Genomic DNA, 19,865 nt, shown 5'->3' on the forward strand with positions numbered 1-19,865 from the left:
TCGCTGGCAACGCCAGCTCCCACACAGGCTGTGGTGCTCACAGCACCTGTGGGAGCCGGTCTTGCCGGCGATGGCGTCAGCCGGTTCACCGTATTAGTCAGACGTCACGAAACAACCAGGGCTGGCTAGCCCGATGCTTGGCTTCAAAGGCGGCGATCGCATCGCCGTCCTGCAAGGTCAGGCCGATGTCATCCAGGCCGTTGAGCAGGCAGTGCTTGCGAAACGCGTCGATCTCGAAGCTCAGCACCTTGCCGTCCGGGCGGGTCACGGTCTGCGCCTGCAAGTCCACGTTCAACTGGTAGCCAGGCTCGGCTTCGACCTGCTTGAACAGCTCATCGACCTCTTGCTCGCTGAGGATGATCGGCAGCAAGCCGTTCTTGAAGCTGTTGTTGAAGAAGATGTCGGCGTAGCTCGGCGCGATGATGCTGCGAAAGCCGTATTCTTCCAGGGCCCAGGGCGCATGCTCGCGGCTCGAACCGCAACCGAAGTTCTCGCGGGCGAGCAATACGCTGGCCCCCTGGTAACGCGCGTGGTTGAGTACGAAATCCGGGTTCTGCGGGCGCTTGCTGTTGTCCTGGTACGGCTGGCCGACATCCAGGTAGCGCCATTCATCGAACAGGTTGGGGCCAAAGCCGGTGCGCTTGATCGACTTCAAGAATTGCTTGGGAATGATCTGGTCGGTGTCGACGTTGGCACGGTCCAATGGCGCGACAAGGCCAGTGTGCTGGGTAAAGGCTTTCATGCTGCGCTCCCTTGGATCAACTCACGTACATCGATAAAACGGCCGGTAACGGCGGCAGCGGCGGCCATTGCCGGGCTCACCAGGTGGGTACGACCACCGGCACCCTGGCGCCCTTCAAAGTTGCGATTGGAGGTGGAGGCGCAATGCTCGCCACTCTCCAGGCGGTCGGGGTTCATCGCCAGGCACATCGAGCAACCCGGTTCACGCCACTCAAAGCCCGCTTCGAGGAAAATCTTGTCCAGGCCTTCTTTTTCCGCCTGGGCTTTGACCAGGCCCGAGCCAGGCACCACGATCGCCTGCTTGATGGTCGCGGCCACCTTGCGGCCCTTGGCGATTTCGGCGGCGGCGCGCAGGTCTTCGATGCGCGAGTTGGTGCAGGAGCCGATGAACACCCGGTCAAGCTGGATGTCGGTGATCGCCTGGTTGGCGCTCAAGCCCATGTACTTCAAGGCCCGTTCGATCGAGCCACGCTTGACCAGGTCGGCTTCGGCAGCCGGGTCCGGCACGTGCTGGTCGACGGCCAGGACCATCTCCGGCGAGGTGCCCCAGCTGACCTGCGGCTTGATCTGCGCAGCGTCCAGCTCGATCACTGTGTCGAACACCGCATCGGCGTCGGACACCAGGTCTTTCCAGGCTTCGACCGCTTGCGCCCACTGCTCGCCTTTGGGCGCATACGGGCGGCCCTTGACGTACTCGACGGTTTTTTCATCGGTAGCCACCAGGCCAACCCGGGCACCGGCTTCGATGGACATGTTGCAGATGGTCATGCGACCTTCGACCGACAACTCGCGAATGGCGCTGCCGGCAAATTCCATGGCATGGCCGTTGCCGCCTGCGGTACCGATCTTGCCGATCACGGCGAGGACGATGTCCTTGGCAGTGACGCCGAACGGCAATTTGCCTTCGACGCGCACCAGCATGTTCTTCATTTTCTTGGCCACCAGGCACTGGGTCGCGAGCACGTGCTCGACCTCGGAGGTGCCGATACCGTGGGCCAGGGCGCCGAAGGCACCGTGGGTCGAGGTGTGCGAGTCGCCGCAGACCACGGTCATGCCCGGCAAGGTCGCGCCCTGCTCCGGGCCGATGACGTGGACGATGCCCTGACGCACGTCATTCATCTTGAATTCGACGATGCCATACTCGTCGCAGTTTTCATCGAGGGTCTGAACCTGCAAACGCGAAACCTGGTCGACAATGGCGTCGATACCGCCCTTGCGCTCAGGAGTGGTGGGCACGTTGTGATCAGGCGTGGCGATGTTGGCATCGATGCGCCAGGGTTTGCGATTGGCCAGGCGCAGGCCTTCGAAGGCTTGCGGCGACGTCACTTCGTGAATGATGTGACGGTCGATGTAGATCAGCGCCGAACCATCGTCGCGCTGCTTGACCAAATGCGAATCCCAGAGCTTGTCGTAAAGCGTTTTGCCGGCCATCAGACTGTTCCTCATCAGCGTCTTTCTATGCCAATAACCCCTTGGCTTGTACGGACGATGCTATGCCGGTAGATTGAATAACTCAAATTCATATTTTTTATACTTTGGATAACCAAAAGGAATTCGAGTAGTGGACCTGGCCAACCTCAATGCCTTTATCGCGATCGCCGAGACCGGCAGCTTTTCCGGGGCCGGCGAACGCCTGCACCTGACCCAGCCGGCGATCAGCAAACGCATCGCCGGCCTTGAGCAGCAGCTGGATGTGCGCCTGTTCGACCGCCTGGGCCGCGAGGTCAACCTGACCGAGGCCGGCCGCGCCTTGCTGCCGCGCGCCTACCAGATACTCAATGTGCTGGACGACACCCGCCGGGCCCTGAGCAACCTCACCGGTGAAGTCAGCGGGCGCCTGACCCTGGCCACCAGCCATCACATCGGCCTGCACCGCCTGCCACCGCTATTAAGAGCCTTTACCCGCCAGTACCCGGCGGTGGCGCTGGACATCCAGTTTCTCGATTCAGAAGTAGCCTACGAAGAAATCCTCCATGGCCGAGCGGAAATTGCCGTAATCACCCTGGCCCCGGAGCCCCACCACCTGGTACGCGCCGTGCCGGTATGGGACGACCCGCTGGACTTCGTCGCCGCCCCCGAGCATCCACTGGCGCGCAAGGGCGCGGTGAGCCTGGCCGACATTGCCCACCATCCGGCGGTTTTTCCCGGCGGCAACACCTTCACACACCATATTGTCCAGCGCCTGTTCGAAGCCCAGGGCCTGGCCCCGAACATCGCCATGAGCACCAACTACCTGGAAACTATCAAGATGATGGTTTCCATCGGCCTGGCATGGAGTGTGTTGCCACGTACTATGCTCGATGAGCAGGTTGCGCCCATCGCCTTGCCGGGCATACAGCTGTCGCGCCAGCTAGGCTACATTCTGCACACCGAGCGAACGTTATCGAATGCCGCCAGGGCCTTTATGGCACTGCTCGACAGCCAAGCAAGCCCCTTGAACCACTGAGGTAGCATCCGGGCAAGCCTGCCCGCTCAAGGACGCGTTATCTGCCAAAGGTCTGGTATCGATGCCCAAATCAGCAAACCGTTTTCCGCGCATGCCCCGAATTCATGCGGCGGACCCTCAGGAATCGGAGCAAACCTGGGAAAACGCCCCGCAACTGCTGGCGGCACTCAACGGTGCGCGCCTGGGTGCCTGGTTCTGGGATGTCGAGACCGGGCAGATCAGCTGGTCGCGCGGCACCCAGGCACTGTTCGGCTTCGATCCGCACCACCCACTGCCCAACGACCTGGACTACCTCGAACTAGTGCCCATGGAAGACCGCCCCCGTGCCCTGCAGGCATTTCATGCAGTGGTCAACGGCGAGCCGGTGGAGCAGGCCCTGCGCCATCGCATCCGTTGGCCCGATGGCAGCCTGCACTGGCTGGAAATCAATGGCAGCATCACCAAGGACCGCAGCGGACGGCGGCAAATGGTCGGGGTAATCCGCGAGATCACCCGTCAACGCGAACGGGAAGCGGCACTGATCAACTCGGAAAAGCGCTTCGCCACCCTCTTCCACCTGAGCCCCAATGTCATCCTGCTGACCCGCCGTGCCGACGGCATGATCTACGAGGTCAACCAGCATTTTGAGAACATCCTCGGCTGGCCGGGCCACCAGATCATCCACAAGAGCACCCTGGAGCTGGGCCTGTGGGTCCATCCACAGCAGCGCCACCAGGTACTGGCGGCGACCAGCGGCACCAGCGGCCCGGTGACCCTCGAAGTGCAGTTTCGCGGCAGCAACGGCGAAATTCACGACGGCATTCTCTGCACCCAGAATATCGAGCTGGAAGGCACCGCCTACCTGCTCAGTACCTTTGTCGACACCAGTGAACGCAAGCGCGCCGAACAAGCACTCAAGGACAGCCAGGAACGCCTGGACCTGGCCCTGGACTCGGCGCAACTGGGCACCTGGGACTGGCACATCCCCAGCGGCATGCTTTACGGCTCGGCGCGCGCGGCCCAGTTACACGGCCTTGAACCGGCCCCCTTTCACGAATCCTTCGAGGCGTTTTTCGAAGGCGTGCCGGAACTGGAGCGCAGCACCATGCGCCAGGCCTATCGCAGCCTGCGTGAAGGCCCGGCCGGCAACTACCAGATCACCTACCGCATCCAGCTGGAAGATGGCACCTCGCGCTACATCGAAAGCCGTGCACGGCTGTACCGCGACGAACAAGGCAACCCGCTGCGCATGGCCGGCACCTTGCTGGACATCAGCGACCAGGTCGAACGCGAACAGCGCCTGACCAGCTCCGAAGAAAAGTTCGCCAGCCTGTTCCAGGCCAGCCCCGACCCGATCTGCGTCACTCGCCAGGACAGCGGCCAGTTCATCGAGATCAACCCGGCCTTTACCCAGGTGTTTGGCTGGAACGCCGAGCAGGTACTGGGCAACACCGCCGAACAGATCGGCCTATGGGCCGAGTCCGCCGAACGCGCCCGACGCATCGAACGGGTGATCCGTGACCAGGCCCTGAACAACGTCGCCGTGGTGGTCAACCACAAGGACGGCCAGCCGCTGACCTGCGTGATCTCCAGCCGCCTGATCAAGGTCGACAACCAGCCCTGCAGCGTCACCACCCTGCGCGATATCACTCAGCAGCAGCGCGCCGAGGCGGCGCTCAAGGCCAGCGAAGAGAAATTCGCCAAGGCGTTTCACTCCAGCCCCGATGCCATCACCATCACCGAGCGCGACAGCGGCCGCTACCTGGAGGTCAACGATGGCTTCTGCCGCCTGACCGGCTACAGCGCCGCCGAAGTGATCGGCCAGACCGTGCACGACATCGGCATCTGGGCCGACGACAAGCAGCGCGCGGCGCTGCTCAGCGAATTTCAGGAAAAAGGCCGTGTGCATCACCGGGAAATGCTCGGGCGCAACAAGCGCGGCGACATTCTTACCGTCGAGGTGTCGATCGAGCCGATCAACCTCAACGAAACCGAGTGCCTGCTGCTCACCGCCCGCGACGTCAGCCAGTTGAAGAACGCCCAGGCGCAAATCCGTCACCTGGCCTACCACGACCCGCTGACCAACCTGCCCAACCGCGCCCTGCTGATGGACCGCCTGAGCCAGCAGATCGCCCTGCTCAAGCGCCACAACCTGCGTGGCGCCCTGCTGTTTCTCGACCTCGATCACTTCAAGCACATCAACGATTCCCTCGGCCATCCGGTCGGCGATACGGTGCTCAAGATCATCACCGCGCGCCTAGAAGCCAGCGTGCGCCTGGAGGACACCGTCGCGCGCCTGGGCGGTGACGAATTCGTGGTCCTGCTCAGCGGCCTGGAAGGCAGCCGCGAGGAAGTCACGGAGAAAGTCCGCGAACTGGCCGACACCCTGCGCGAACTGCTGGCCGAGCCGATGTCGCTGGACGGCCAGCGCCTGCAGGTGACGCCGAGTATCGGCGTGGCGCTGATCCCCGACCACGGCTCGACCCCGGCCGACCTGCTCAAACGCGCCGACATCGCCCTGTACCGGGCCAAGGATTCCGGGCGCAACACCACGCAAATGTTCCACACCACCATGCAAAAGGCCGCCAGCGAGCGCCTGCGCATGGAAAACGACCTGCGCCTGGCCTTGGCCCGCGGCGAACTGGCCCTGCACTTCCAGCCCCAGGTCGATGCCCGCGACAACCGCATCGTCGGTGCCGAAGTGCTGTTGCGCTGGCACCACCCGCAACTGGGCCAGCAGCCGCCGGCGCAGTTCATCCAGGTGCTGGAAGAAAGCGGGCTGATACTGGAAGTTGGCAACTGGATCCTCGACGAAGCCTGCGATGCCTGTGCCGGCATGCTACGCGACGGCCTGATCGCTCCGGACGACTTCAGCCTGTGCGTGAACATCAGCCCGCGACAGTTCCGCCAGAACGACTTCGTCGAGCGGGTGATGCGCAGCCTCGACGACTTCCGCCTGCCGCACAGAATCCTCACGCTGGAGATTACCGAAGGCATCGTCATTCAGAACCTGGAAGACACCATCAGCAAAATGCGCGAGCTCAAGGCCTTGGGCGTGAGCTTTGCCATGGATGACTTTGGTACTGGCTACTCTTCGCTGACCTACCTCAAACGCCTGCCGGTGGACGCCCTGAAGATCGACCAATCGTTCGTCCGCGACGCACCGCTGGACCCCAACGACGCCGAGATCGTCCGCGCCATCGTCGCCATGGCCCGCAGCCTGGACCTGGCGGTGATCGCCGAAGGGGTGGAGCTGTCGGAGCAGCTGGAGTTTCTCGAGCGGCTGGGGTGTCATTTGTACCAGGGGTACCTGCATAGCCGGCCGTTGCCGCTGGGGGAGTTTCGGGCGATGTTGCTTGAAGCGCCGGCAGGCTACTAAAGCGACCGAAAATGTAGGAGCGGGCTTGCCCCGCGATAGCGCCCTGCCTGCCAAATCGCATCGCGGATCAAGCCCGCTTCCACAAAGCAAGAGCGAAGCGAATTGTGCTCTTGATCTTGATCTGCTTGTGATCTTGATCTACCGGCCCCGTTAACCAGAAGGGCCGAGTGCAGGTGTTGCGAAGGGGCTAGTGCGCAGCACCTTCGGCGTTAGCCGAAGTTGCGAAACGTAGAGTTGCTTGCAACTCGTAGTTCGCAATGCCCCGTAGCGACACCGTAGCGAGGGAACCCGAAGCGCAGCGTAGGGCCCCTGGTGGGGCAAGCCCTTTGGTTACTTTGGGGCGACTGCCAAAGTAACCCGCCGTAAGGGCGGAAAGGTGACTCAGCACCACCCTCGCCAACGGATAATCACCAAAAACCAAAGACCATAAAAAAGGGCACCCGAAGGTGCCCTCATCAACATCAACATCAACATCAACCAATCAATTCAGAGCAGGCTTGCCATCCCCATTGATCGGGATCCGCTTGGCCTTGGCCTCTTCCGGCACGATCCTCAGCAGATCAATGCTCAGCAGCCCGTTAGCCAGACCAGCCGCCTTGACCTCGATATGGTCAGCCAACCGGAACGACAACTTGAACGCCCGTTGGGCAATGCCCTGATGCAGATAGGTAACGCTATCAGCGTTGCTGTCACGCTTGCCGCCAGTCACGGTCAAGACGCCTTTTTCCACTTGCAGATCCAGATCCTGCTCCTGGAAACCTGCCGCAGCAACGACGATTCGATAGTGGTCATCGCCATGTTTTTCAACGTTGTAGGGAGGGTAGCTGCTACCCGCCTCATTACGCGCCGCAGATTCGAACAGGTCGTTGAAACGGTCGAAACCCACGGAATGACGGAACAGTGGAGCCAGAGAAAAAGCAGTAGTCATGATGCATCTCCTGAAAATCAGCGAGGTTGTGTAGTAGCGCGACCCGACTTCGGCATCGCGTACTCCCTAGATAAGGACCCTCGCCTGCTTTTCAAGCAACCCTGCAAAATTTTTTTCAGGCCGCCTCGCAGACCGGCACACCGATCAACTGCCCGACCCGGTCACAGTCGGTTTCCCGGCGCAATTCAGTGAACAGCGCCACCGCCTCGGGGTAGGTGCGGGTCAACATCGCCACCCACTGCTTCAAGCGCCCCGGTGCCTGGCGCGGCGTCATCTGCGCCCGGGCCTGGCCCCAGAAGTCCCGGATCAGCGGCAGCAAGCTGTGCCAGCCCATGGGCACGAACTCGACACCATCACGTTCGGCGGCGATCTGCCGGGCAAGGTCCGGGCGCGAAACCAGGCCACGGCCCAGCATGATGTCTTCAACACCGCTGACTTCTCGGCAACGCCGCCAGTCTTCCAGGGTCCAGACCTCGCCGTTGGCATACACCGGCACCTTGACCACGTCCTGCACCCGCGCCACCCACTCCCAATGGGCAGGCGGCTTGTAGCCGTCGACCTTGGTTCGCGCGTGCACCACCAATTGCTCGGCGCCACCTTCGGCCAGGGCCCGGGCGCAGTCCAGGGCGCCGTCGGGGCTGTCAAAGCCCAGGCGCATCTTGGCCGTGACCGGAATATGCGCTGGGACCGCGCGACGCACTTCTCGCAAGATGGCATGCAGCAGCTCTGGTTCCTTGAGCAACACCGCACCACCACGCGACTTGTTCACGGTCTTGGCCGGACAGCCGAAGTTGAGGTCGATCACCGGCGCGCCCAGTTCACAGGCCAGCACCGCGTTTTCGGCCAGGCACACCGGGTCGGAGCCCAGCAATTGCACGCGCAACGGCACCCCGGCAGCGGTCTGCGCACCCTGGCTCAGCTCCGGCGCGAGCTTTTCGAAGGTGGCCGCCGGCAACAAGCGGTCGCAGACCCGAATGAACTCGGTGACACACCAGTCGATGCCGCCCACCTGGGTCAGTACGTCGCGAAGAATGTCGTCGACCAGCCCCTCCATCGGGGCCAGGGCAATTTGCATGGGTTGCATCTCGGCTGGAAAAGGCCGGCAGTCTAGCAAAATCCGCGACCTACAGCGCTCCGGCCATCAGCGCCGGGCCATAGCCGTCAATAAACTCGCCCGGCATGCGCTTGGGCCGCCCCGTGGATAACTCAATGCAGACGAAGGTGGTCTGCGCGCGCAGCAAGGTGGTGCCGTCGCTGGGACGAACCAGCTGGAAGCGCCGGGTCATTTTCAGCCGTTGGTCCCAGTCGACGATCCAGGTTGCCAGTTGCAACTCGTCGTCTTCATAGGCGGCGGCAAGGTAGTCGATTTCGTGGCGGACCACGGCCATGGCCCGGTCCAGGCGCCGGTACTCGGCCAGGTCCAGCCCCAGGCGCTGGGAGTGGCGCCAGGCGCAACGCTCAAGCCAAGTGACGTAGACTGCGTTGTTGGCGTGGCCGAGGCCGTCGATGTCGTCGGCAGCGACCCGCAGGTCGATGATGAACGGTGTTGCCAGATCCCAACTCATGCCCGCTCCAGGTCCGTGGTGAACGGGCAGAGTGTACCGGATGCTCAGGCCGATTGCCGCGCCGGTGAACTGCTGCGCTGCAGCAACGCCAGCACCCCCTCGACCAGTTGCGGGTCAGCCAGCACGCGCTGATGGCCGCCGTCAGGCAGGCGCAGCAGGCGGCTGTCGAACCAGGCCCGGTGAATGGCGTCGGACTCCTTGACCGGTACCAGCGGGTCATCCTCGGCATGCACGATCAAGCCAGGCAGCTCCAATTGGTAGCCACTGACATCAAGGCGGGCAATTTGCACACCGACATCACGCTCGATCTGGCGGATAAACGCCGCCCGCGCCCGTGCCGGCATGCCCAGGTGCCGCGCAAAGCCACGGACCACGCCAAGCAACTGGGCTGGCGCGGCGATGCTCACCGCCACTTCGGCGCGCAGGCCCCACTGCAGGGCCAGGAGCATGCTGGCACCGCCCATGGAGTGGCCGATCACCGCCTGCAGCGCCGGCAGTTCGGCGGCGGCCTCAAGCAAGGCCCGGGCAAACAGCACCACATTGGCTTCGCTACCCGGCGAACGGCCATGCGCCGGGCCTTCCAGCGCCACGGCGGTATAGCCAGCCTCGACCAGGGTGTCGATCAAGCGTGCGAACTGGGTTGGGCGCCCTTCCCAACCGTGCATCAACAGCACTGTCGGGCCCTGGCCCCAGCGCAGCGCAGAAAGCCCGAAGCGCAAGGTGATGCGCTCGGCACGGGCCAGCAGTGGCAGCTCCCATTCCCGTGGCGGCAGGTTGCGCGGGGTCATGAAGGCCCGGCGCATCTTGCGCGCGACATGCTCCGGCGCAATGTGCCCAAGGGTGCCGTTGACGCTACGAATCCAGCTCAAGGTATTCATCGCTTTGCTCCGGTGGATAGCGCGTGGTTCAGACAACCGCCGACTTGGCGGCACGCAGGATGCGGTCAGACAGCTCGCCAGTGCCCAAAGCGCGGGCCAGGGCCAGGCCACCGATCATCAGGGCCATGTCGGCCAGGACCTTGTCGGCCTCCTCAGGGCTGTCGGCAAGATTGGCCATCATCAATTCGATGTGCTCGGACAGCACCGCCCGGAAGGCCTCCGGCAGGCGCGCCATTTCGCCCAGCGAGGTGGGCAGCGGGCAGGCGCGCTCGGTGGCGTCGCGGTGCTTGCGAGAAAGATAAAAGGCGGCGACCAGGGCACGGCGCTCCTCGCCACTCATGTTCGGGTCGACTTCGGCGAGTAGCGCCCGACGCTCGCCCAGCAACTGGCGAAAGGCTTCGAGCATCAGCGCGTCCTTGCTGTCGAAATGGGCGTAAAAGCCTCCGACAGTCAAGCCGGCAGCACCCATTACCTGATTGACGCTGGGCTCGGCCGGGCCGTGCTGAATCAGCGCACTGCAGGCTGCATCGAGAATCCGTTCGCGGGTTTTCGCCTTTTTGTCGTTCATGCTCGCCTCCAAAATATTATGGCTAGAATATTATTCTCATAATATTTTTCCGCAAGCAGAAAGTGCTGCCGCTTGTCGCGTCAGGCAAGAGAGGGTTGGGGGGAAAGTTTTTTTCGAGGCAAAAACAAAAGGCTCATTCAATAATCGAATGAGCCTTGAAATCCCACAAAGTGGGTAAAATGGCGTCCCCTAGGGGACTCGAACCCCTGTTACCGCCGTGAAAGGGCGGTGTCCTAGGCCACTAGACGAAGGGGACTTGTAACCTTCGTGCAGACCCGTTTTCACGAATCCTGGCAAAATTGGTGGAGCTAAGCGGGATCGAACCGCTGACCTCCTGCATGCCATGCAGGCGCTCTCCCAGCTGAGCTATAGCCCCAGATTTTTAGCCTCGCGGCCCAGCAACTTCTTTCGACGTTGCTTGTGTGAAACTGGCGTCCCCTAGGGGACTCGAACCCCTGTTACCGCCGTGAAAGGGCGGTGTCCTAGGCCACTAGACGAAGGGGACGAACCTTCTTACCTTACCAACCTGGTCGCTGGAACCCGGTTGATTTCGCAGTCAGTCTAGCTGACTACGAATCGGAATTTGGTGGAGCTAAGCGGGATCGAACCGCTGACCTCCTGCATGCCATGCAGGCGCTCTCCCAGCTGAGCTATAGCCCCACAATGTCGCTTTGAACTTGAATCGCTTGGCTGGGTGCTTCGCGTTTCGTTTCGTTCATCGCTGTGGACGGGGCGCATATTAAGATCGGATGGCGAACCTGTCAAATATATTTTCAACAAAATTCAAAAAAAATTTCCGAGATAACAAACACTTACCGCCCGAAACCGGGAAACACCCCGTATTTACTGGGGTGCAACCGCTCTACTACAGCTAATTCCCTACCCGCCATCCTGGCCTCATCGCTGGCAAGCCAGCTCCCACAAAGCTCCCCCGTGGGAGCTGGCTTGCCAGCGATGGGCTGCAAAGCAGCCCTGAAAAGCAATCAGGCGATGGTGCCCAAGAGCTTTTCCCACTCTTTGTTTTCTTTCTTCGACACACCACCAAGCAGGTCCAGGGCCTGGCGCAGGCGGTAGCGGGTCAGGTCCGGGCCAAGGATTTCCATGGCATCGAGCACCGAGACAGAACTGGCCTGGCCGGTGATCGCGGCAAACATCAGCGGCATGGCGTCACGCAGCTTCAGTTCCAGGGCGTCGACAACCGCCTGGATGCAGCCGGTGATACGGTCTTTTTCCCACTGGCGCAGGCTTTCGAGCTTCCACAGGATCAGCTGGATGACCTGGCGTACCTGGTCGGCCGAGAGTTTCTTGCTCTCGAACAGCTTGGCATCGAGCTTGAGGCCACCTTCGAAGAAGAAGCCGCCCAATGGCACAACCTGGCTGAAGGTCTCTACCCTGCCCTGCACGTGCGGTGCGATCTGCATCATGTAGTCGCGATTGAACGCCCACTTCTGCAGGCGCGCGGCGAACTCTTCCACCGGCAGGTCACGCAGCCACTGGCCGTTGAGCCACGACAGCTTCTCGATGTCGAAAATCGGCCCGCCGAGGGAGACGCGCGACAAGTCGAAGTGCTCGACCATCTCGGCCAGGGAGAACTTCTCGCGCTCGTCCGGCATCGACCAGCCCATGCGGCCCAGGTAGTTGAGCATGGCTTCAGGCATGAAGCCCATGCGCTCGTAGAAGGTCACCGAGGTCGGGTTCTTGCGCTTGGACAGCTTGCTCTTGTCCGGGTTACGCAGCAGCGGCATGTAGCACAGGGCCGGTTGGTCCCAGCCGAAGTACTCGTACAGCTTGATCAGCTTGGGCGCCGACGGCAGCCACTCTTCGCCGCGCAGCACGTGGGTGATGCCCATCAGGTGGTCATCGACGACGTTGGCCAGGAAGTAGGTAGGCAGGCCGTCGGTTTTCATCAGTACCTGCATGTCCATGCGATCCCACGGAATCTCGACGTCGCCACGGAGCATGTCCGGGACCACGCAGACGCCTTCGCTCGGCACTTTCATGCGGATCACGTGCGGCTCGCCAGCGGCCAGGCGGCGCTGCACTTCTTCTGCCGACAGCAGCAAGGCGCGGCCGTCGTAGCGCGGGGTTTCGCCGCGGGCCATCTGCTCGGCGCGCATCTGGTCGAGCTCTTCGGCGGTGCAGAAGCACGGGAAGGCGTGACCAAGGTCAACCAGCTGCTGGGCATACTGCTTGTAGATATCGCCGCGCTCGCTCTGCCGGTAAGGGCCGTGCGGGCCGCCGACGTCCGGACCTTCGCTCCACTCGATGCCGAGCCAGCGCAGGGCGTCGAAGATCTGCTGTTCCGACTCGCGGGTCGAACGCAACTGGTCGGTATCTTCGATACGCAGGATGAACTCGCCGCCGTGCTGCTTGGCAAAGCAGTAGTTGAACAGGGCAATGTAAGCGGTGCCGACGTGGGGATCGCCAGTAGGCGATGGCGCGATACGCGTGCGAACGGTGGTCATGGACAGTCTCGAACTAGAGATGAAACAAAGGCGGGATGTTAACAGGGAGCGGGCATCGGGCTCCAGCAATGGGCGCGATCGTCGCCCTCACGCCGTGATCATGCGCTCGCGCAACGCGGTAATTTCGTCGCGCAGTTGCGCCGCCGCCTCGAACTCCAGGTCGCGCGCCAGCTGGTACATCTTCTCTTCCAGCTGCTTGATGCGCTTGGCGATCTCGCCCGGTGAGCGCAGCTCGGCTTCGTAACGGGCGCTCTCCTCTGCCGCCTTGGCCATGCCCTTGCGCTTCTTGCTGCGCGAGCCGGGCACGTTGGCGCCTTCCATGATGTCGGTGATGTCCTTGACCACGCCCTTGGGCACGATGCCATTGGCGGCGTTGAAGGCAATCTGTTTGTCGCGGCGCCGCTCGGTCTCGCCAATCGCCCGCTGCATGGAGCCGGTCATGTTGTCGGCATAGAGGATCGCGCGACCATTGAGGTTACGCGCGGCGCGGCCGATGGTCTGGATCAGCGAACGCTCGGAACGCAGGAAGCCTTCCTTGTCGGCATCGAGGATCGCCACCAGCGACACCTCGGGCATGTCCAGGCCTTCACGCAGCAGGTTGATGCCCACCAGCACATCGAAGGTGCCCAGGCGCAGGTCGCGGATGATCTCGACCCGCTCGACGGTGTCGATGTCCGAGTGCAGGTAGCGCACGCGCACGTCGTGGTCGGCCAGGTAGTCGGTGAGGTCTTCGGCCATGCGCTTGGTCAGGGTGGTCACCAGCACCCGCTCTTCCACCGCCACGCGCTTGCGAATCTCCGAGAGCAGATCGTCGACCTGGGTGGTGGCCGGGCGCACCTCAACCTGCGGGTCGACCAGGCCGGTCGGGCGCACTACCTGCTCAACCACGCGGCCGGCATGTTCGGCTTCGTAGTTGCCCGGGGTCGCCGAGACAAAGATGGTCTGCGGGCTGACCGCCTCCCATTCATCGAAACGCATCGGCCGGTTGTCCAGCGCCGAAGGCAGGCGAAAACCGTACTCGACCAGGGTTTCCTTGCGCGAGCGGTCGCCCTTGTACATGGCCCCGACTTGCGGAACGCTGACGTGGGATTCGTCGATCACCAGCAGGGCGTCGTCCGGCAGGTAGTCGTAAAGGGTCGGTGGCGGCGCCCCGGCCGGACGCCCGGACAGGTAACGCGAGTAGTTTTCGATGCCGTTGCAGTACCCCAGTTCGAGGATCATCTCCAGGTCGAAACGGGTGCGCTGCTCCAGGCGCTGGGCTTCGACCAGCTTGTTGGCCTTGTGCAGGTACTCAAGGCGCTGGGCCAGTTCCACCTTGATACCGTCCACCGCCTCCAGCAGCGTCTCGCGCGGGGTCACGTAGTGGCTCTTGGGGTAGAAGGTGAAGCGCGGCAGCTTGCGGATCACCTCGCCGGTCAGCGGATCGAAGGCGGCGATGTTTTCCACTTCGTCATCGAACAGCTCGATGCGGATGGCTTCCAGGTCCGATTCGGCCGGGAAGATGTCGATCACATCACCGCGCACGCGGAAAGTGGCGCGGGCAAAGTCCATCTCGTTGCGGGTGTACTGCAGGTCGGCCAGGCGGCGCAGCAGCGCGCGCTGGTCGAGCTTGTCGCCGCGATCCACGTGCAGGACCATCTTCAGGTAGGTTTCCGGGCTGCCCAGGCCATAGATGCAGGAAACGGTGGTGACGATGATCGCATCGCGCCGCTCCAGCAGCGCCTTGGTCGCCGACAGGCGCATCTGCTCGATATGGTCGTTGATCGAGGCGTCCTTCTCGATGAAGGTGTCGGAGGACGGCACGTAGGCTTCAGGCTGGTAGTAGTCGTAATAGGAAACGAAATACTCCACGGCGTTGTTCGGGAAGAACGCCTTGAACTCGCCGTACAGCTGCGCTGCCAGGGTCTTGTTCGGCGCCAGCACCAGGGTCGGGCGCTGCACCTGGGCGATCACGTTGGCGATGCTGAAGGTCTTGCCCGAGCCGGTCACCCCGAGCAGGGTCTGGTGCGCAAGGCCCGCCTCGATTCCTTCGACCATCAGGCGAATGGCCTCGGGCTGGTCGCCGGCCGGCTGGAAACGGGTGACGAGCTGGAACTCGGACATGACAAACCTCTGTGTGATCGCGATGGTTTCATCGCTGGCGCGGGCAACTGTATTTATAGACAGTAGTTATACCGAATTTAGGGCCCCGAGCGCCAGTTTCAACTCAGTGTTGCGGGCATTTCTGACGATGGACCGGTGAAATCGACTAACGGTCGAAAAATATTCGGCCAAACAGCAGGAAAAGCTGCGACAGACTGTCGCCGTGACCAGCCGGTATCACTATACTGACTCCCCGTTTGTGCACCGCTCTAGTGCAAGCGACTGGAGCGTGCGATCTCTTCCACTCTCCATTCAGAGCCAAGGTAATAATGAGCCTGTTTTCCGCTGTCGAGCTGGCACCACGCGACCCCATTCTGGGCCTCAACGAAGCTTTCAACGCCGATACCCGTAGCAACAAGGTCAACCTGGGTGTGGGTGTTTACTGCAACGAAGAAGGGCGTATCCCACTGCTGCGCGCAGTGATCGAAGCCGAAACCCAGCGCGCTGCCCAGCACGCTTCCCGCGGTTACCTGCCGATCGACGGTATCGTCGCTTATGACCAGGCCGTGCAGAAGCTGCTGTTCGGTGCCGAGTCGCCGCTGTTGAGCGCCGGTCGCGTGATCACCACCCAGGCCGTCGGCGGTACCGGCGCCCTGAAGATCGGCGCCGACTTCCTCAAGCAACTGTCGCCGAACGCCGTCGTCGCCATCAGCGACCCGAGCTGGGAAAACCACCGCGCGCTGTTTGAAACCGCCGGTTTCCCGGTGCAGAACTACCGCTACTACGACGCCGCCACCCACGACGTCAACCGCAGCGGCATGCTCGAAGACCTCAACGCCCTGCCGTCCGGCTCGATCATTGTGCTGCACGCCTGCTGCCACAACCCGACCGGTGTCGACCTGACCCCGCAAGACTGGAAAAACGTCCTCGAAGTAATCAAGGCCAAAGGCCACGTGCCGTTCCTCGACATGGCCTACCAGGGCTTTGGCGACGGCATCAGCGAAGACGCCGCCGCCGTACGCCTGTTCGCCGAGTCGGGCCTGAACTTCTTCGTTTCCAGCTCGTTCTCCAAGTCCTTCTCGCTGTACGGCGAACGCGTTGGCGCACTGTCGATCGTCACCGAGTCCAAGGAAGAGGCCACTCGCGTGCTGTCGCAGGTCAAGCGCGTGATCCGCACCAACTATTCCAACCCGCCAACCCATGGCGCCACCATCGTCGCCACCGTGCTCAACAGCCCAGAGCTGCGCACGATGTGGGAAGACGAGCTGGCCGAGATGCGCCTGCGCATCCACGGCATGCGCAAGCAGATGGTCGAGCTGCTGGCCCAGTACGGCGCCAAGCAGGACTTCAGCTTCGTCGGTCGCCAGTGCGGCATGTTCTCCTACTCGGGCCTCACCGTTGAGCAGGTCGCCCGCCTGAAGAACGAATTCGGTATCTATGCGCTGGATACCGGCCGCATCTGTGTCGCCTCGCTCAACCAAAGCAACATCCATGTGGTGACCAAGGCGATCGTTGAGGTTCTGTAATTACTGAAATGCACGGGGGAGGCTTGACTTCCCCTTAGCAATCAGTAAGATACGCCACAGATTCCGCGATAGCTCAGTCGGTAGAGCAAATGACTGTTAATCATTGGGTCCCAGGTTCGAGTCCTGGTCGCGGAGCCAAACACCTGAAAAACCTCCAGTTGCCCTGAGCACTGGAGGTTTTTTCGTTTCTGCCCGAACAGAAGTTTCGCTACTGGCTATAGGGCTCGGTCACCGGCAGCGGCTCATCCACCAGGCTCCATACCGGCAACCTGGCCAATGGGGTAGAAGCGGCCACCACTCCAGACACCCAGCCACTGCTGGCCATCAATCTGCCGCGGCACCGCCAGCTCGACCAACTGGTAGAAGACGTTGCGGTGGATCAGCGCTTCGAGGTTGCTGCGCATGTGCACATACGGCGAAGGCTCCTGGGTTTGCGCATCGATCTCAAAGCGTAGCGGATGCTCGGGGCCAGCCTCGACCTGGTCGTCGACATTGCTGGTAAAACGCAGCAGCTGCTGCTCGCCTTCGCCCTGCACTTCAAGGCTGACAGCGACAAAGGGCGCGTCATCGACCTTGATACCGACCTTCTCCACCGGCGTCACCAGGAAGTAGTCGTCACCGTCGCGGCGAATGATGGTCGAGAACAGCCGCACCATCGGTTTTCGCCCGATTGGCGTACCCAGGTAGTACCAGGTGCCATCGCGGGCGATGCGCATGTCGATGTCGCCGCAAAAATCCGGGTTCCACAGATGCACGGGCGGCAGGCCTTTTTCTGCCTTGGGGATCTGCGCCAGCAGATCACTGGCCTTGCCGGTATCTTGCATCACCCTCTCCTCAACGACTCATGCCTAACAGGCTGCGAGCGTAATCCTCAAGCGGGGACCTGAGCAAATCTTCCGGCTTGTTGTCATGGAACGTCAGCAAACCGCCGCGGCTTTTGATCTGCGCGGTGTCGATCAGGTAACGGGTGCTGGTTTCGATCAGCATCAGTTGCACCACCCCGGTATCGATGCCCAGGCGGTCAACCGCCTGTTCGTCGTACCACTCATCGCCATTGCCGATGCGATCATCGGTGCGGGCAAAGCGGGTGTACAGCAGGTAATGGGCGCCGACTTCACGCGCCTCGATCAGCGCCTGCTCCAGGCCCAACGGCGCCGGGGCGCGGCGAACCAGGGGGAAGTACTCGATAAAACCCTTGAAGGCCTCTTCGGCCACCACGTTAGGGCGCGGATACGGGCCCTTGCCCGGCGGCACGAAGGCACCCTGGCCAATGTAAATGAATGAATCAGGCTGCAGGCGCACCGACAGCGAACGACGGGTGTCGCTGTGATCGAGCAGACCGGCATCGCTCATGTGATATCGGGCGCCCTCGCCCATATCGCTGACATTCATGCAGCCGCCCAGCGCCGTCAGCGCCAGCAGCAAAACCAGGCTACGCATCTATCCTCCAGTGGCCGGTGACGGAAAACCGGCGAACGGCTGGCAGATGCAGCTTTTGCGCCAGTCTTAGCCGCCAATGATCTTCATCACCGTCGCGCCGCCGGAAAACGCCACCGACTGCTTGTCGCCAAGGGCTTTGACCAGCAAGCCCTGCAGCGCCGGCAAGGCCTGATGGCGCGGCTTGTCGAGCAGATCGCCGATATAGTGACGGTTGCTCGACGACAGGCAACCGTGCAACCACCCGGTGGACGACAGGCGCAAGCGCGAGCAGGTGCGGCAGAACGGTACGCTCTCGTTGGCGATAATGCCGAAGTAGCCCTGCCCCGGGATCTGATAGCGCAAGGCGGTGGCATCCACCGGCGCATTGGCCTGCAGGTACTCGTACTGCCCGCCAATCAATTGCAACAGGTGCTCGAGGCTGACGAACTGCTGCAAAAAGGCATTGCTGTCGCGAGCCAGGTGCCCCATGCGCATCAGCTCGATGAAGCGCAGCTCGTAGCCGTGGGCCAGGCAATACTCCAGCAGCGGCAGGACCTGGTCGAAGTTCTGCCCGCGCAGCGGCACCATGTTGACCTTGATCTTCATGCCCGCGGCGCTGGCCTGGCTCATGCCGTCCAGCACGGTGGCCAGGTCGCCGCCACGGGCAATGCGCCGGAAGGCGTCCGGGTCAAGAGTATCGAGGGAAACGTTAAGACGACGGATACCCGCCGCGCGCAGCAAGGGCAGCTTGCGCGTCAGCAACTGACCATTGGTGGTCAGGCTGATTTCATCCAGGCCGAGGGTGGCGATTGAAGCGAGGAAGGTTTCAAGCTTGGGGCTGACCAGCGGCTCGCCACCAGTGACGCGCACCCGCTCGATGCCGGCAGCCTCCACCAGGTAAGCCACGCCACGGGCCATGGCCTCGGCCGAGAGCTCGTCCTGGGCCGCGACCAGACGCTTGCCGTCCGGCACACAATAGGTACAGGCGTAGTTGCAGGCAGCCGTCAGACTGACACGCAAATTGCGAAAACGCCTGCCTTGGCGGTCGACGATCATGGGTGACTCCGGCATGGGTGAATCGGGCCTGCAAAACCTGACTCAAAAATCAGGTTTTTGCAAGCCTCATACCTGAGTATATTCCTCGCCACCCAATCCCAGTAGCGCCATGGTTTGGCTGAATGTCTCAGCTACCGGTGCTATCCGGGTCGCGCTTGCGCTTGTTGCCCATGCGCACGCCGATGTCCATGAGGAACTGGAAGAAGCCTTCCTGATCTTCCAGCACATTGCTCCAGAACGGCGAGTGATAGAGCGCCACCGCCCCATGCACCAGTGCCCAGGCAGCGCAGTAATGGAAGTACGGCGGCACGTCTTCGAGCTTGCCTTCGCTGATGCGGCCCTTGATCAGCAGGGTCAGGCGGTCGAAGTTGGAGGCGCGGATCTTGTGCAGCTCCCCGACCATCTCCGGCACCTGGTTACCCTTGACCACCTTCTCTTCGAGGCGGTCGAACAGGCGGTAGCGCTGCGGATCACGCATGCGGAATTCGAAGTAGGCGCGCGACAGGGCTTCCTTGTCGCGGTCGACGTCGGCAGAGTGCAGCAGTTCGTTCAAATCGCGCTCGTAGTCGAGCATCAGGCGCAGGTAGATCTCCGCCTTGGATTTGAAGTGCTTGTAGATCGTGCCTTTGCCGATACCGACGGCATCAGCGATCATCTCGACGGTGACACTGTCTTCACCCTGTTCGAGAAACAGCTTGAGCGCGGTATCGAGAATTTCTTGCTCACGGCGACGAAACTCACGGACCTTACGAGGTTCTTTCTGCATAAGAAGGACTGGATCAAAATCGAAGCCGGTTATTATGCCTAACTTGCGCCAAAATGCACGGATCATC

The 19,865-nt window shown here is 62.0% G+C and carries 16 protein-coding genes and 5 tRNA genes; 4 read left to right on the top strand and 17 right to left on the bottom strand.

Translation table 11 applies throughout. The features are described from left to right. Window positions 1-97: 97 nt before the first annotated feature. The gene (gene leuD, locus BV82_RS19070) at window positions 98-742 is read right to left on the bottom strand and encodes a 3-isopropylmalate dehydratase small subunit (protein WP_036996470.1); all 645 of its coding nucleotides are present in this window, start codon (window positions 740-742) and stop codon (window positions 98-100) included. After that, window positions 739-2,172 (bottom strand): 3-isopropylmalate dehydratase large subunit, encoded by a 1,434-nt coding sequence (leuC, locus tag BV82_RS19075; protein ID WP_010223252.1) that lies wholly within the window; start codon window positions 2,170-2,172, stop codon window positions 739-741. Before leuC ends, leuD begins: the two co-directional genes overlap by 4 nt. Window positions 2,173-2,302: 130 nt before the next feature. Between leuC and BV82_RS19080 the strand changes: the two genes are divergently transcribed. Then, window positions 2,303-3,187, top strand: a complete 885-nt coding sequence (locus tag BV82_RS19080; RefSeq protein ID WP_010223251.1) for a LysR family transcriptional regulator — start codon at window positions 2,303-2,305, stop codon at window positions 3,185-3,187. Window positions 3,188-3,248: 61 nt separating this feature from the next. After that, on the top strand, window positions 3,249-6,545 hold the full coding sequence (locus BV82_RS19085) for a sensor domain-containing protein (protein WP_036996471.1): 3,297 nt from the start codon (window positions 3,249-3,251) through the stop codon (window positions 6,543-6,545). A 481-nt stretch (window positions 6,546-7,026) separates the two neighbouring features. Here BV82_RS19085 and BV82_RS19090 read toward each other — a convergent pair whose 3' ends face one another. From BV82_RS19090 to uvrB, 11 genes are all read right to left on the bottom strand, one after another. Then, window positions 7,027-7,473, bottom strand: coding sequence for an Hsp20 family protein (locus BV82_RS19090; RefSeq protein ID WP_036996472.1), 447 nt, complete (start codon window positions 7,471-7,473; stop codon window positions 7,027-7,029). Between the two features lie 115 nt (window positions 7,474-7,588). Then, the gene (locus BV82_RS19095; RefSeq protein ID WP_036996473.1) at window positions 7,589-8,548 is read right to left on the bottom strand and encodes a tRNA dihydrouridine synthase; all 960 of its coding nucleotides are present in this window, start codon (window positions 8,546-8,548) and stop codon (window positions 7,589-7,591) included. Between the two features lie 49 nt (window positions 8,549-8,597). Then, the gene (locus tag BV82_RS19100; protein ID WP_036996474.1) at window positions 8,598-9,038 is read right to left on the bottom strand and encodes an acyl-CoA thioesterase; all 441 of its coding nucleotides are present in this window, start codon (window positions 9,036-9,038) and stop codon (window positions 8,598-8,600) included. A 44-nt stretch (window positions 9,039-9,082) separates the two neighbouring features. Then, a complete protein-coding gene (locus BV82_RS19105; RefSeq protein WP_036996475.1) occupies window positions 9,083-9,916 on the bottom strand; it encodes an alpha/beta fold hydrolase in 834 nt (277 codons plus the stop codon). Between the two features lie 28 nt (window positions 9,917-9,944). Further along, on the bottom strand, window positions 9,945-10,484 hold the full coding sequence (locus BV82_RS19110) for a TetR/AcrR family transcriptional regulator (protein WP_036996476.1): 540 nt from the start codon (window positions 10,482-10,484) through the stop codon (window positions 9,945-9,947). Between the two features lie 180 nt (window positions 10,485-10,664). Further along, window positions 10,665-10,740 (bottom strand) — tRNA-Glu (locus tag BV82_RS19115). A 44-nt stretch (window positions 10,741-10,784) separates the two neighbouring features. Next, window positions 10,785-10,860, bottom strand: a tRNA-Ala gene (locus BV82_RS19120). Between the two features lie 53 nt (window positions 10,861-10,913). Then, window positions 10,914-10,989, bottom strand: a tRNA-Glu gene (locus BV82_RS19125). Window positions 10,990-11,068: 79 nt separating this feature from the next. Next, window positions 11,069-11,144, bottom strand: a tRNA-Ala gene (locus tag BV82_RS19130). Between the two features lie 323 nt (window positions 11,145-11,467). Beyond that, window positions 11,468-12,949, bottom strand: a complete 1,482-nt coding sequence (gene gltX / locus BV82_RS19135) for a glutamate--tRNA ligase (RefSeq protein WP_036996477.1) — start codon at window positions 12,947-12,949, stop codon at window positions 11,468-11,470. A gap of 87 nt (window positions 12,950-13,036) precedes the next feature. Then, window positions 13,037-15,052 (bottom strand): excinuclease ABC subunit UvrB, encoded by a 2,016-nt coding sequence (gene uvrB / locus BV82_RS19140; protein WP_010223239.1) that lies wholly within the window; start codon window positions 15,050-15,052, stop codon window positions 13,037-13,039. Window positions 15,053-15,360: 308 nt separating this feature from the next. Between uvrB and BV82_RS19145 the strand changes: the two genes are divergently transcribed. Beyond that, a complete protein-coding gene (locus BV82_RS19145; protein WP_010223238.1) occupies window positions 15,361-16,557 on the top strand; it encodes an amino acid aminotransferase in 1,197 nt (398 codons plus the stop codon). 62 nt (window positions 16,558-16,619) lie between these two features. Further along, a tRNA-Asn gene (locus BV82_RS19150) sits at window positions 16,620-16,695 on the top strand. A gap of 104 nt (window positions 16,696-16,799) precedes the next feature. Here BV82_RS19150 and BV82_RS19155 read toward each other — a convergent pair. From BV82_RS19155 to BV82_RS19170, 4 genes are all read right to left on the bottom strand, one after another. Then, a complete protein-coding gene (locus tag BV82_RS19155; RefSeq protein ID WP_010223237.1) occupies window positions 16,800-17,381 on the bottom strand; it encodes a DUF1285 domain-containing protein in 582 nt (193 codons plus the stop codon). 10 nt (window positions 17,382-17,391) lie between these two features. Next, window positions 17,392-17,997, bottom strand: coding sequence for a DUF4823 domain-containing protein (locus BV82_RS19160; RefSeq protein ID WP_036996478.1), 606 nt, complete (start codon window positions 17,995-17,997; stop codon window positions 17,392-17,394). Between the two features lie 66 nt (window positions 17,998-18,063). Further along, window positions 18,064-19,032: a GTP 3',8-cyclase MoaA gene (locus tag BV82_RS19165; protein ID WP_036996479.1), complete on the bottom strand. Its 969-nt coding sequence runs from the start codon at window positions 19,030-19,032 to the stop codon at window positions 18,064-18,066. Between the two features lie 127 nt (window positions 19,033-19,159). Further along, window positions 19,160-19,798 carry a TetR/AcrR family transcriptional regulator gene (locus BV82_RS19170; protein WP_010223234.1) on the bottom strand — a complete coding sequence of 213 codons (639 nt, stop codon included), beginning with the start codon at window positions 19,796-19,798 and terminating at the stop codon, window positions 19,160-19,162. Between the last annotated feature and the right edge of the window lie 67 nt (window positions 19,799-19,865).

Origin of the sequence: Pseudomonas donghuensis (assembly GCF_000696345.2) — a bacterium.
Lineage (GTDB): Bacteria > Pseudomonadota > Gammaproteobacteria > Pseudomonadales > Pseudomonadaceae > Aquipseudomonas > Aquipseudomonas donghuensis.

Bases quoted from the DNA above. Each gene is read 5' to 3' on its own strand.
- BV82_RS19170 (WP_010223234.1), bottom strand. From the start codon at position 19,798: ATGCAGAAAGAACCTCGTAAGGTCCGTGAGTTTCGTCGCCGTGAGCAA.
- gltX (WP_036996477.1), bottom strand. From the start codon at position 12,949: ATGACCACCGTTCGCACGCGTATCGCGCCATCGCCTACTGGCGATCCC.
- BV82_RS19095 (WP_036996473.1), bottom strand. From the start codon at position 8,548: ATGCAAATTGCCCTGGCCCCGATGGAGGGGCTGGTCGACGACATTCTT.
- BV82_RS19155 (WP_010223237.1), bottom strand. From the start codon at position 17,381: ATGCAAGATACCGGCAAGGCCAGTGATCTGCTGGCGCAGATCCCCAAG.
- BV82_RS19110 (WP_036996476.1), bottom strand. From the start codon at position 10,484: ATGAACGACAAAAAGGCGAAAACCCGCGAACGGATTCTCGATGCAGCC.
- leuC (WP_010223252.1), bottom strand. From the start codon at position 2,172: ATGGCCGGCAAAACGCTTTACGACAAGCTCTGGGATTCGCATTTGGTC.
- BV82_RS19160 (WP_036996478.1), bottom strand. From the start codon at position 17,997: ATGCGTAGCCTGGTTTTGCTGCTGGCGCTGACGGCGCTGGGCGGCTGC.
- leuD (WP_036996470.1), bottom strand. From the start codon at position 742: ATGAAAGCCTTTACCCAGCACACTGGCCTTGTCGCGCCATTGGACCGT.
- BV82_RS19105 (WP_036996475.1), bottom strand. From the start codon at position 9,916: ATGAATACCTTGAGCTGGATTCGTAGCGTCAACGGCACCCTTGGGCAC.
- uvrB (WP_010223239.1), bottom strand. From the start codon at position 15,052: ATGTCCGAGTTCCAGCTCGTCACCCGTTTCCAGCCGGCCGGCGACCAG.
- BV82_RS19165 (WP_036996479.1), bottom strand. From the start codon at position 19,032: ATGATCGTCGACCGCCAAGGCAGGCGTTTTCGCAATTTGCGTGTCAGT.
- BV82_RS19085 (WP_036996471.1), top strand. From the start codon at position 3,249: ATGCCCAAATCAGCAAACCGTTTTCCGCGCATGCCCCGAATTCATGCG.
- BV82_RS19145 (WP_010223238.1), top strand. From the start codon at position 15,361: ATGAGCCTGTTTTCCGCTGTCGAGCTGGCACCACGCGACCCCATTCTG.
- BV82_RS19100 (WP_036996474.1), bottom strand. From the start codon at position 9,038: ATGAGTTGGGATCTGGCAACACCGTTCATCATCGACCTGCGGGTCGCT.
- BV82_RS19090 (WP_036996472.1), bottom strand. From the start codon at position 7,473: ATGACTACTGCTTTTTCTCTGGCTCCACTGTTCCGTCATTCCGTGGGT.